Origin of the sequence: Campylobacter sp. CNRCH_2015_1657, from assembly GCF_025772685.1 — a bacterium.
GTDB classification, from domain to species: domain Bacteria; phylum Campylobacterota; class Campylobacteria; order Campylobacterales; family Campylobacteraceae; genus Campylobacter_D; species Campylobacter_D lari_D.
Genome location: NZ_JAKMSO010000006.1, coordinates 1 through 12,674 on the forward strand (window position 1 = coordinate 1; position 12,674 = coordinate 12,674).

Sequence of the window (12,674 nt, forward strand, 5' to 3'; positions counted from 1 at the left end):
TCAGCATCAAGCTTGTGCTAAATTAGGTATTTGTATAAATCACTAAAGGATAATGATGGGATTAGTATATTCTCAATGTTGTAATCAAGTTATTGATACAAGCTTGCGTTATACAGCAAAACCACTATTAAAACTTGAAGAAGCTAAATTTGAACAAGAAAAAAAAGCTGAGAATGATAATACAAAAAAAGTAGAAGCTGAAGCTAAAAAAGAAGAACAAAGTAATTCTACAAATACAGATAAAGCAGACAATAAAAAAGATCAGCTTTTAGATATATCTGTTTAATCTCAATATTAAGCGGCAGACTTTATCCGCTTTCCGTACTACACACTTAGACAACCCTAGCACCCATTTTAGCACAAAACATATGGCACCTATAAGGTGTATTTTATTTAGAGAAGAAAAGGTGCTTCTTTTGAAAACCTTATCTTGCTTCTTCTCTTCTTCATCACGGTGATTGCTATTTAATGGCATTAAAAGCCGTATTTTTAAAAGTGTTTAAAAAAGATTTTCTAAATCATTCATTGGTGTAGTTTCTTTGATATTTACAACCGCACTCCATTTATAGTTTTTTACTTAAAAATTTTATCCTATAAGTTTGATATATTTTTCATAGCATTATTTATGATTTCATTTTTTAACGCAATTGTTTGCTTAAAATAACTAAGTGATGAAAATCTTTATTATGTTGGATTTGTATAAAATTGGATTTTAAAATTAATACTATATATTTATCTCATTGTCATGTTTATCTATAATTATTTTAAAATAATTGATAATTTTTTCAGGATTTTTATTCCATTTCTTCAAATGTTTAAAAATCAAAACTGCTATATTTATTTTAAGCTTCATTGTAGTTGGTTTTAACAAGATCAAATCAGTGATTTACATATAAATATGGCTTAGTTATATCAATCAAGCAATGAAGAAGATTATATTTTTTAAAAAAGAAAGAATTTTACTTGTAGTTCATACTATATAGAAGGCAGTACGGCATACATTATTTCAACATCAAACTTAATCAATATTTTTTAAAGATTATTGCAGTGGTTAGATGTTTATTATCTTTAATATTCAAGAAGAGTATAAAATAAATTTTATTTCATGTTATCAACTTAGAAAACAAGAGTATAATTTATTCTTATATCATTTAATGACTCATAAAAAAAGAGAGAGTAATCATTAAATAAATCTTGATTATTATTACAATAACATAATAATTGCTACAATATACCTTAGAATAATTATACAAAATATTTTAAAATTAATTTCTTATACTTATTTTGTATTGCTTCAATGTGAAGATTAAAAACATCAAGATAAAATATTATCACACAAGTTCGAACACATTTGGCACTTTCTTAGTTAATAAAACTACTATCTTTTATTTACCAATCAAGAAATATTTGATTAATAAAACTAACTAAGGAATATTTATCCAAACAGATTATTTATTTAGATGTATAAAAGGATTTGCTAAATTAAGAGAATATAGTTATATTTTTGAAATAAAACATAAAATAATAGAACAAAAAATAAAAATTTAAAAGCTACTTTAGAAGCTTTTAATATAGATAAAAAGATACTTTAGAAAACAAGAAATTTATCACAAAAAATAATGATAATTTAAATACCCTAAATACAAAATACACTAAAGTAAAAAATATAAGAAAAGCTCTTTTAGTTTGGAAATTACTTTAAAGATTAAAAGACTTAGGCATATTTATATAAATTTAGATAAAAAAAGATTGTATTATTTTTTAAAGCCTACCTCCTAGTGTTTCCACCATAAGAAGAATCATCTCTAAAGATAAAATGAGAATAACACTTACAAGAATTAATTATCTAGGCCAAAATAAAAGCTACAAGAGAGAGTTAAAAATAGATAACTAAAAAAATCTTAAAACAACTCCTATGAATACTTGGGCAATAGATACTATAAAATATGTCGATAATAAAATAAAAATATATACTTACTATGATAAATTTAGTTACAAGAATTGATTATACTGTAGCTTTATCTCCTAAAAAGACAAGATATACTAGCATATCTTAAAAGTTTTGTTATTATCTTAAAAACTAATAATACTCATAAAAGAATTTAGCATACTCACAGATAATGGCTGTGAATTTAAAAAACTATGAATGTTTTATTAAAGAACTTAACACTACTCGTTATTATACTTATCTAAAGAATCTTAGAATGAATATTCATAATGAAATATTTAATAAAACCTTAAAAGAAGCATTTGCTAATCATTATAAAGATTTATTATTTATAGATCTTAAAAAATTTAATCAAGAAATGATTAAGTAGTTAGCAGCTTATAATACTATCTTGTTATATCCGGCTTTAAAATATAAAGTCTCCTCATTTGCACTTCATCAATTAAGAAATATTTTTATTTGTTAGACTTTAAATCAATATTGTTTTTTTCTTGCACTCTAAAAATTTTAATACATTACCTATTTAGCAAAAAATATCATTTTTTTACATTTTTACAATAAAATACAAAGCATGTGCAATAATTTAATTAATAAATCATACGCCTATTAAACTCGCCATTTATTCTTGTTAAATATTATTTTATCTATTTTATTCTTTGTATTGTATTTTTAAAATTTCAATAATTTTAGAAATTTTAAATTAATTTGATTTCAATATTGCTAAAAAACATCTGTTGAAATAGATTATAAGTTATTTTTATATAATGGTTGCGAAGGGGAGATTTGAACTCCCGACCTTCGGGTTATGAGCCCGACGAGCTAACCACTGCTCTACTTCGCGGCATCATATGAAGTGGATGGGGTAAAGGGATTCGAACCCCTGAATGACAGGACCAAAACCTGTTGCCTTACCGCTTGGCGATACCCCAATAGAAATTTTTTATTTAAATTAAAAGTGATATTATATATTATTTTTTATACAATGTCAAGAAAAATGCTATAATATTTTTAAAATATTTTCAAGGAATGATTTTATGGGATATATAAGTATAGAACAAGCTATAAAAGAACTTCAAGATGGTAAGATGTTGGTAATGGTGGATGCAGAAGATAGGGAAAATGAAGGGGATTTGATTTTCCCTGCACAATTTAGCTCACAAGAAAAAGTAAATTTTACCATCACTCACGCAAGAGGTGTGGTATGTGTAGCATTAAGTGAGAACTTAGCTAAAAAATTTGAACTACCTTTAATGGTACCTAAAAACACATCAAATCACGAAACAGCTTTTACCATCACTGTCGATGCAAAAAATGCAACAACAGGAGTAAGTGCCTACGAAAGAGATATGACTATACAAATTTTTGCTGATGATAATGCAAAGGCGAGTGATTTTGTGCGTCCTGGACATATTAATCCTTTGATAGCAAAAAAAGGTGGAGTTTTAGAAAGAACGGGCCATACAGAAGGAACAGTGGATTTATGTCGTTTGGCAGGATTAAAAGAAGCATGCGTAATATGTGAAATTGTTAAAGATAATGGAGATATGGCTAGAAGAAGCGATTTGCTTGAGTTTTGCAAAAAACATGATATTAATATGATTACTATTTCAGATTTAATCGAGTATCGTTTAAAAAATGAAAGTTTGATTTCTTTAATTAAAGAAGAAGAAAGTATTTTAGCAGGTTTTAAAGCTAAAAAAATGACTTTTAAAGATCACAATGAAAATGAACACATAGCTTTTAGTTTTGGCACTTTGAAAGAATGCGAGAATGTTAAATTTTATCTTAGTGGAAGCGACTTTGAGCTTCTAACTTCTAATAAATTTAATGAATTATTAAAACAAATTGAATTTTTAAGTCAAAAAGGTGGTGTAATCATTTTCATGAAAAATGAAAAACAAGAAAACATACAATTTAAAAATTATGGCATAGGAGCGCAAATTTTAAGGTATTTAAAAATTTCAAAAATCAAACTTCTAAGTCAAAATACCGATAAAGAATTTATAGGCTTAAAAGGCTTTGGGCTTGATATTACAAGCAGTAATTTTAAAGCTTAAATTCTAAAAACTTAAACTTATCACCAAAGTTAAACATCAAATTTTTACTTTGGTTGATAAAGTTTCTATAAATTTGGAGATTAGCATTTTTAGCTTGCTCGATAATTTCTTCCAAACCAAAGTCAATTAAGGCTTGATTTTGATTTTTATATTCTAACACCTCAAAGCCCTCTTCTTTTAAAACTTGTAAAAAATGATCAAAATTTACATTATATGTAATATCGCTTTTAGCAAAAAAATCTTTTAAGTTTTCTTCAAAAAGATTATACACTTGGTGATTTTTATACATTCTAATACTAATTTTTTCTTCTTTTTTTGCATAATCAAAACATGCAAAAGTTAGTTTTTCACAGGTTTGTTTTAATTTGGATAAAAAGGGTTTATAAGAAATACAAAGCTCGCTATTAGTGATAGAATATTTTTCACATTCTTTTAAAAGATCCTCATTCATAGCTTTAAAAACAATGTTTAAATCATCATCAACATATGCCATTGTTCTATCTTTTATAAGCTCACACGCAAAACAATCAAATAATTCATTAGCGTAAAAAAAGGCGTTTTTAAAATGACATTCTTCCAAAGAATTATAAATTTTTACATCCAAATCATACTCATCAAAAAGTTTTTTTTGAACACATTTTAATTTTTCATGTGGCTCTATGATAAAACACTCAATCTGCTCTAAAATATCAGCCCTAAGAGTGTATAGAGCTTGTATAAAATCAAGCATTAAATGCCCTTCATTTGCCCCTATTTCTACAACTTCAACCGGTAAAATTAGCTTTTTATCATCTATAAGTTTTAAAAAATGATTAGCTAAAAGTGTTCCAAACAGATTTCCCACGCTAACTGCGGTATAAAAATCTCCATTTTTACCAACACTCACAGCTTGGGAGTAATATTTATCAATCCAATTTTGAAAAAACTCACTAAAAGCTATCATTATAAAGCATTAAATTTAGCTATAAAATCAAGTGGATCAACTTGCACACCATTAACTAAAATTCCAAAATGCAAATGTGGCCCTGTAACTCTACCGCTAGCTCCACTCAAACCTATAAGCTCACCCTTTTTTACCTTTTGTCCTACTTTTACATTAAGTTTTGATAGATGATAATACTGAGAATAAATCCCATATCCATGATCAATTACCACTGAATTTCCTGCATAATAACGATTTGAAGCAATCCTTACAATACCATCATTGCTAGCATAAATTTTTGTCCCACTTGCTGCTCTAAAATCAGTTCCACTATGATAACTTTTAAGAGTATCATTAAACAATCTTGCCTTTCCAAAATCACTTGTAATTTTACTTTCTAAAGGATATGCAAAATTGCCTTCAAATAAAGCCATATTAGTATAAGTATTATAAACCTTAATAGCTTCTTGATATTCTTTGCTAATGCGATCAAGTGTTTCTTTAGGTGGATTAACCTTAGAAGCACTAACTTTTAAAAATTCTTTTTTATAGTTTCCTTCGCTAAATTTTATGTTAATTTCTTCTTTAGAATTATCTTTAAATTCAGCTATTAATTTTCTATCTTTAGGATTTTTATAAGGTATGGCTATACTAACAATGACTTTATTTTTATACTCAAAAAAAGGAAGTTTTTTAGAATTTGAGCTAATTTGTAAAAAATTATTTTTATCAAATTCTAAAAAAACTACTTGCCCTTTTACAAGCTCAATCTCTCTAGCTTCTAATGCAAATACCAAAAAACAAAGTAAAAAAAGAATTTTTCTCATATACTAAGCTCTTTAATATCAGCTATTTTTAAAAACTCACGATAAATTGCACATACTAAAGCTTGACGATTGTTTTTAATATTTTCATCTTTGTCATTAATCATTACTTTATCAAAAAAAGCATCAATTTGTGGTTTTAGTGCAAAAAGGCTTTCTAAAAGCTCTTGGGTGTTATTTTCTTTTGTTTTACACTGCATAAAAGCTTGGTATAAATCTTTTTCCTCTTGAGTGTTAAACAAATTTTCATTAATTTGAACTTCGCTTAATATTGCAATATTTGCCAAACGCTTAAAAGTAGCAAAATTTTGACCAAAATCTGCCTTATTTGCACTTTGTATTAAAGCTTTAATACAAGAATCAATATAAATAACATCATAAGTTTTAGAGCTAAGCACAGCTTTAACAAAAGAAGCATTTACTTCATAAAAAGTATATAAACGCTCTAAGATAAAGTCTAGTAAAATTTTCAAATCAAAGCTTTTATACTCACTAGCTATTGTGTCTAAAAATATCTTAAGATCAAAATTTTTATTTAAAGCTAGAATAATTTTTAAAACACCATTTGCTGCTCTTCTTAAAGCATAAGGATCTTTTGTACCACTTGGTATTTTCCCCATTGAAAAAAGCCCCAAGAGTGTATCAAATTTATAAGCTAAAGCTACAATAGAACTAAATTCATTACTTGGCATAGCTGAATTATCGCCATTTGGAAGATATTGTTCTTTAATCGCTAAAGCAAGCTCATCACTCATACCCATAGCTTTAGCATAATAAGATCCCATAATACCTTGAAGATCAGTAAATTCATACACCATTTGAGTGCTTAGATCAGCTTTTGAGTATTCTATGGCTTTTAAGATTTCATCTTTTTGAGTATTAGCAAAAACTTCACAAAGCTTAGTAGCGATTTTTTGCTCTCTAATAATTTTATCTTTTAAGGTTCCAAGTCCTTCAAGATATACCATTTGGCTTATTTTATCATTATTTAAGCCCTGTGCTAAGTCATTTTTCCAAAAAAACATCGCATCACTTAATCTTGCCCTTAAAACTCTTTCATTTCCATTAATGATTTTAGAATAATCCTCACAAACCGCATTAGAAACTACAATAAAATGATTGCTTAAAGTGTTGTTTTTAAATACTGCAAAATAGCGTTGATTTTCTCTCATAGAAGTAATTATCACTTCGCTTGGGATTTCTAAATACTCTTTCTCAAAATACCCTAATAATGCTTTTGGATACTCTGTGATAGCTACAACTTCGGCTAAAAGCTCATCATCTTTTGCAATAGTAATATCATTTTCTTTTTCGAGTATTTTTAACTGCTCAATAATAAGTTTTTTTCTTTGTTCTTGATCTAAAATAATATAATTTTGCTCTAGAGTTTTAAGATACTCATCAATATTTGAAAAAGGTATTAAATCATAACTAACACTTCTATGAACAAAAGTACTTTTTGCGCTTTTAACGCCATAACTTTCAAACTCAATCAATTCATCATTTAAAATACAGCAAAGCGAGCGGATAGCTCTAATAAATTCAAAGCTACCATCACCCCATCTCATAGTTTTACCAAAACTCAAGCTTTTTAAAAAAGCCTCGATCATTTGAGCTAAAACTGCTTTGCTTTGCAAGCCTTGTACTTGTTTTTGACAATACAATACTTCTTTACCCTTAATTTCTTTAAATTCAAGCTCTTCTTCTTTTAAACCACTTTTTTCTAAAAAGCTAAATCCTGCTTGAGTAAGCTTTCCATCTTTATAAGCTATCGCCTTAGGTGCACCTATAAATTCCACAAAAGAATCATCTTGTTTTTCTTTAAAATTTTCATGGATAAAAACCAATCTTCTAGGAGTATAGAAAAATTTAAATTCAGATTCTAAATGATACTCTTGTAAAATCTTTTCCCATTTTTTAGTAATATTTGGAAGTTCTTTTAATAAAGGAATAGCAGGAAGTTCTTCTGTGCCTATTTCTATTAACAATTTCATTTTACACTCTTTTTTAAAAATTTTTTAGTGTATTTTACCTATTTTTTTTAAAATCTTTCTTTGTTTTTAATTTTTCTTCTCTTTGTTTAGCTTTTTCTTGCATTTGGCGGTTAAAGCCAAACACAAGAAAAACCATAAAAGCTATAAACAAAGCAATAATAATATAATCTATCATTAGTCCCAACACTCTGCGTTTTTAATACCAAGCTTTGAAGCGCTAAACACTGGATCTCTACCTTGTCTTTTTTGCTCGCTAAAATCTTTTAATACCTTTTTCACTATACCACCAAGCAATAAAATAGAAATGATATTAATCGTAGCCATAAACGCCATAGTAGTATCAGCTAAATCCCATGCAAATTTTAAATCCATATTTGCACCAATAAAAATCATAAGCACGGCACTTGCTTTAAAAAGATTAATAATAATAGGATTTTGAGTAAGGTATTTAATATTTGCTTGAGCATAATAGTAATTTCCTATCAAAGAAGTAATAGCAAATAAAACTATACTAACAGTAGTAAAATGTACACCTAGATTTCCATAATATTCTTTCATGGATTCTTGTACTAAAGGTAGTGCTGTTAAAATAGGCTTACCGTCTACACCAATATTATTAGCATAAGCAAGTGAAAATAACACTAAAAATCCTGAACTTGTACAAATAATCACATCAATTAATACAGAAAATGCTTGAATAACCCCTTGTTTTGCAGGGTGAGTTGTAAGAGCAGAAGCTGCTGCATTTGGTGCTGAACCCATACCTGCTTCATTAGAAAACAATCCTCTTTTTATACCTATAACCAAAGCAGAACCTGCAAATCCACCAAAAATAGCTTCAAAATCAAAAGCGCTTTTAAAAATCATAGAAAACACTTCAGGAATTTTATCAAAATTCATAAACATCGCTATAATAGATAAACCAACATAAATCATCGCCATAATAGGAACGATGACCGAGCTTACTTTACCTATTTTAGTATGATCACCAAAAAACATATAAGCAGCAAAAATAGCCAAAATAGCCCCTATTACAATAGGCCACCAACTTTGCGAAAAACTTACTTCGCTAGCATCAACCATACCTTTATAATAAAACTCAAATGCTGAAGTCATAGTTTGACTTTGAAGTCCATTAAATCCATAAGCATAAGTAATGATTAAAATCACCGCAAATATAGCACCAAGCCATTTTAAATTTAAAGCTTTACTAATATAATAAGCAGGGCCACCTTTAAAACTTTTTCCATCACGACTTTTATAAACTTGTGCTAAAGTGCTTTCTGCAAAAGCCGAAGCGCCGCCAAAAAATGCCATAGCCCACATCCAAAACAAAGCACCAGGTCCGCCCAAAACAACCGCTACTGCAATACCTGCAATATTTCCTATACCAACTCTTGAAGCTGTTGAAATCATCAAAGCCTGAAAAGGAGTAATATGGTGTTTTTCATGTTTTTCTTGCTTTTCTGTCAAAATGTCAAACACATAAGGAAGCATTCGAAATTGCACAAAACCTGTCAAATAACTATAATAAAACCCTACAATAATAAGCAAAATAACCAAAATGGAATAATACTGATTATTTACAAAGCCAACAAATTGGGATATTAAATCCATATTTATCTCCTTTTTATAATTTAATCGAGTGTAAATTTATCATAAAAAAATGAATTTGCTACAAAAAAATATAATTTTATATTAATTTTATTTTATTTTTTACAGCTATGTGAAAATTTAACTCACGATATTTACCAAAAAAACACATAAAAATGCTTTTAAGTAAAAAGAAAACTTAATTTTTATACACTTAGTTTTTTTAAAATTTTATAAGGTGTTTAAATTGAAACAAAATACGATGAAAATTTTTGTATTTTTTGCCATTATTGTTTTTTGGGCTTATTTTTCATTTCCTATTGAAATTTTACAAGTTAAAGATCAAAATGGCTTAGCTACAGGAGAATATGCTTATACTATAGAAGCCAAAGCTTATGTTCATAGTTACTTCACAACACTTGGCTTAACAGTGGGTGGAATTTTAATAGGAATAGCACTTGGTTTTTTCCTAGCATTTTTAAGATTTTTAGAAATTCAAAGTTTAAATTTCATCATAGATGAATACATAGACATTATACGCGGAACCCCTCTGCTTTTACAGCTTTTGATTTTCTCAGTAGTGATTTTTGCTACTTGGAGTGATAATTTTTATGTAGCTATTATTGCACTTGGACTTAATAGTTCTGCTTATGTAGCTGAAATCGTAAGAAGTGGAATTCAAAGTGTAGACAAAGGACAAATGGAAGCATCAAGAGCAATGGGGCTTAATTATTCTGCTTCTATGAGACTAATCATCTTTCCGCAAGCGATTAAAAATATCTTACCTTCTTTAATGAATGAATTTATTTCTTTATTTAAAGAAACTTCAATAGTGGGCTATATTAGCGTTATGGATATTACCATGCAAAGTAAAAGCTTACAAGCAATTTATTACAACCCTAAACCTATTATTTTTACAGGGCTTGTATATTATGTAAGCGTTAAAATTTTAACACTGATTGCAAGATTTATAGAAATGAGATTAAACAAACATGATTAAAATAGAAAATTTGATTAAAAAATATGGAGATTTAGAAGTTTTAAAAGATATTAGCATTGAAGTACATAAAGGTGATATTATTGCTATTATAGGGCCTAGCGGAGGTGGAAAAAGTACTTTTTTACGCTGTTTAAATAAACTTGAAACACCAGATAGTGGTAATATTTATATCAATAATATCAATATACTTGATAAAAAAACAGATATCAATAAAATTCGACAAAAAGTAAGCATGGTATTTCAACATTTTAATCTTTTTAATAATAAAAATGTTTTGGAAAATTTATGCCTAGTGCCAGTACAAACAAAAATCATGAGTAAAGATGAAGCAGTAAAAAAAGCACGAGAATTACTCAAAAAAGTTGGCCTAAGTGATAAAGAAAATTATTTTCCTCATAAGCTTTCAGGTGGACAAAAACAGCGTATTGCCATAGCAAGATCATTAATGATGAATCCTGATGTGATTTTATTTGATGAGCCAACTTCAGCTTTAGATCCTGAAATGATAGGTGAGGTTTTAAATATCATGAAAGAAGTGGCTAAAGAAGGTTTAACTATGCTTGTAGTTACACATGAAATGGGATTTGCAAGAAATGTAGCTAATAGAATTTTTTTCATGGATAAAGGCATTATAGCAGTAGATGAATGTCCTAAAATAGCATTTGAAAATCCAAAAAATGAAAGATTGAAAGAATTTTTAAATCAAGTTTTAAATCATTAAAATTTTTCAAAAGAGGCAAAATTTTGCCTCAAAGCCTCATAACTCACTATGCCTACACTTGTAGCTAAATTTAAACTTCTACCGCAATCTTTCATCGGTATAGTAATAGCATTTTCCCATTTTTTTTGCATTAAATCCATAGGCAAACCAAAACTTTCACTTCCAAAAAATAAAAAATCACCTTTTTGATAATTTACATCAAAATAAGCTTGAGTAGTTTTAGTTGTCGCAAAGAAAAATCTATCTTGAAATTTTTCATACTCTTTTAAAAAATCTTCTAAATTATCCCATAAAAAAGGATTTAATTTTTTCCAATAATCAAGCCCTGCTCTTTTAACTGCCTTTTCATCAATACTAAAAAGCGGATTGATAATATGTAAAGCAAAACCTGCATTAAAACACATTCTGCCTATACTTCCTGTATTTTGTGGTATGCGAGGCTCAACTAAGACTATATGAAACATCTTTTTCCTTGAAATGGTGTCCCCAGCAAGGTTTGAACTTGCGGCCTCAGAATTAGGAATTCTGCGCTCTATCCAGCTGAGCTATGAGGACAAATATTTTTATTATTTTAAGAAAAAATTTATTTTATAGAGCTTAAATTTTAAGCTCTATAAAAAAACATTTTGGATTTTCATCAAAACCTAAAACTCCATTATGCGCATCAATAATTTGTTTTGATAAAGAAAGACCTAAACCATTACCTTTTAACTTAGTTGTTTTAAAAGCCTCAAAAACCATTTTTTTATCTTTGATACTTACGCCATTATCATAAACTTTAATAAAAACCCTATCTTCTTTTTGTTCGCACTTAACCTTTATATAACCATCATCATTTTCGCTTTCTTCAATAGCATCTATGGCATTATAAAGTAAATTTTGCAAAACTAAAGCAAGTAAAGATTTATCTGCATTGATTTTTAAATCTAAAAAATCAAATTTAAAATCGATGTTAGCTAGATAATTATAAGCTCCAATAGCTTGCTCACACTCATCTTGTAACTCCTGTAAATTAAACTCATTTAAATTAACATGTACTCCTTTTGTAAAAAGTAAAGTAGAATTTACAATACGCTCTACTCTTGAAATTGCTTTTTGGATTTCTAAAACTATATGCTTATTTTTTAACTCACTTCTTTCAAACAAAGTAGAGCTTAATAAAGAAATAGAACCTATAGGGTTGCGTATTTCATGCGCTAGGTGTGCTGCAACTGTTCCCATGCTAGCTAACCTTTCATTTCTTTTTTCATCACTAATATCTGTTGCATTTACTATAAGTTTATCAGTATGAGAGGTGATTTTGATTAGATAAAATTTATGATCAAACTCAAGCTCATAATGTGTTTTATCAAGATCAATGCATTCTAAAAGCTTTGGCTTTTGTGTAGCTAGGTTGTTTTGCAAAATAATATTTTTATTTGCGTCTAAAATCCACAAAGCCATAGGCAAAACCTCTATAATCTCACTTACCATTTGTCTTAATGCAGTGTAGTTTTCATTAAGTTGCTTATATTCATTTTCTATAACATAGGTTTGCTCTATTAAGGCTTTTAATCCTTGTTGTAAGTTTTCTTTTTCACTAGAATCTAAACTTTTTAAAATATTCTCATCCACA

At 28.0% G+C, this 12,674-nt stretch carries 11 protein-coding genes and 3 tRNA genes; 4 read left to right on the forward strand and 10 right to left on the reverse strand.

What is annotated here, in order from left to right; all coding sequences use genetic code 11:
• The first annotated feature begins 55 nt into the window (after positions 1-55).
• Entirely contained in the window at positions 56-286 is a 231-nt protein-coding gene (locus L8X27_RS05205; protein WP_133319264.1) for a hypothetical protein, read from the forward strand.
• 2,427 nt (positions 287-2,713) lie between these two features.
• On the opposite strand, the gene L8X27_RS05210 is transcribed toward L8X27_RS05205, so the two are convergent.
• Together L8X27_RS05210 and L8X27_RS05215 are read right to left on the reverse strand one after the other, a co-directional pair.
• A tRNA-Met gene (locus L8X27_RS05210) sits at positions 2,714-2,789 on the reverse strand.
• A 13-nt stretch (positions 2,790-2,802) separates the two neighbouring features.
• A tRNA-Gln gene (locus L8X27_RS05215) sits at positions 2,803-2,877 on the reverse strand.
• Between the two features lie 105 nt (positions 2,878-2,982).
• On the opposite strand from L8X27_RS05215, the gene L8X27_RS05220 reads away from it, so the two are divergent.
• Positions 2,983-4,005, forward strand: coding sequence for a bifunctional 3,4-dihydroxy-2-butanone 4-phosphate synthase/GTP cyclohydrolase II (locus L8X27_RS05220; RefSeq protein WP_263671488.1), 1,023 nt, complete (start codon positions 2,983-2,985; stop codon positions 4,003-4,005).
• Here L8X27_RS05220 and L8X27_RS05225 read toward each other — a convergent pair.
• The 5 genes from L8X27_RS05225 to L8X27_RS05245 are packed head-to-tail and all read right to left on the reverse strand — an operon-like array spanning position 3,995 to position 9,362.
• Positions 3,995-4,945: an SAM-dependent methyltransferase gene (locus tag L8X27_RS05225; protein ID WP_318529409.1), complete on the reverse strand. Its 951-nt coding sequence runs from the start codon at positions 4,943-4,945 to the stop codon at positions 3,995-3,997. The genes L8X27_RS05220 and L8X27_RS05225 overlap by 11 nt on opposite strands.
• Before the next feature lie 2 nt (positions 4,946-4,947).
• The gene (locus tag L8X27_RS05230; RefSeq protein ID WP_220566771.1) at positions 4,948-5,754 is read right to left on the reverse strand and encodes a M23 family metallopeptidase; all 807 of its coding nucleotides are present in this window, start codon (positions 5,752-5,754) and stop codon (positions 4,948-4,950) included.
• Positions 5,751-7,745, reverse strand: a complete 1,995-nt coding sequence (glyS, locus tag L8X27_RS05235) for a glycine--tRNA ligase subunit beta (RefSeq protein WP_263662175.1) — start codon at positions 7,743-7,745, stop codon at positions 5,751-5,753. The genes L8X27_RS05230 and glyS overlap by 4 nt, the downstream gene beginning before the upstream one ends.
• A gap of 34 nt (positions 7,746-7,779) precedes the next feature.
• Positions 7,780-7,920, reverse strand: a complete 141-nt coding sequence (locus L8X27_RS05240; protein WP_164717489.1) for a hypothetical protein — start codon at positions 7,918-7,920, stop codon at positions 7,780-7,782.
• Positions 7,920-9,362 (reverse strand): alanine/glycine:cation symporter family protein, encoded by a 1,443-nt coding sequence (locus tag L8X27_RS05245; protein WP_133319269.1) that lies wholly within the window; start codon positions 9,360-9,362, stop codon positions 7,920-7,922. The genes L8X27_RS05240 and L8X27_RS05245 overlap by 1 nt, the downstream gene beginning before the upstream one ends.
• A 223-nt stretch (positions 9,363-9,585) precedes the next feature.
• On the opposite strand from L8X27_RS05245, the gene L8X27_RS05250 reads away from it, so the two are divergent.
• The gene (locus L8X27_RS05250) at positions 9,586-10,338 is read left to right on the forward strand and encodes an amino acid ABC transporter permease (RefSeq protein ID WP_133319270.1); all 753 of its coding nucleotides are present in this window, start codon (positions 9,586-9,588) and stop codon (positions 10,336-10,338) included.
• Positions 10,331-11,059, forward strand: coding sequence for an amino acid ABC transporter ATP-binding protein (locus L8X27_RS05255; protein ID WP_263681116.1), 729 nt, complete (start codon positions 10,331-10,333; stop codon positions 11,057-11,059). Before L8X27_RS05250 ends, L8X27_RS05255 begins: the two co-directional genes overlap by 8 nt.
• On the opposite strand, the gene L8X27_RS05260 is transcribed toward L8X27_RS05255, so the two are convergent.
• The 3 genes from L8X27_RS05260 to L8X27_RS05270 form a co-directional block, all read right to left on the reverse strand.
• Positions 11,056-11,523 (reverse strand): tRNA (cytidine(34)-2'-O)-methyltransferase, encoded by a 468-nt coding sequence (locus L8X27_RS05260; RefSeq protein ID WP_257928077.1) that lies wholly within the window; start codon positions 11,521-11,523, stop codon positions 11,056-11,058. The two genes, L8X27_RS05255 and L8X27_RS05260, sit on opposite strands and share 4 nt — an antisense overlap.
• Positions 11,524-11,537: 14 nt before the next feature.
• Positions 11,538-11,614 (reverse strand) — tRNA-Arg (locus L8X27_RS05265).
• A gap of 42 nt (positions 11,615-11,656) precedes the next feature.
• The gene (locus L8X27_RS05270; RefSeq protein ID WP_220566766.1) at positions 11,657-12,673 is read right to left on the reverse strand and encodes a sensor histidine kinase; all 1,017 of its coding nucleotides are present in this window, start codon (positions 12,671-12,673) and stop codon (positions 11,657-11,659) included.
• Position 12,674: the final 1 nt, after the last annotated feature.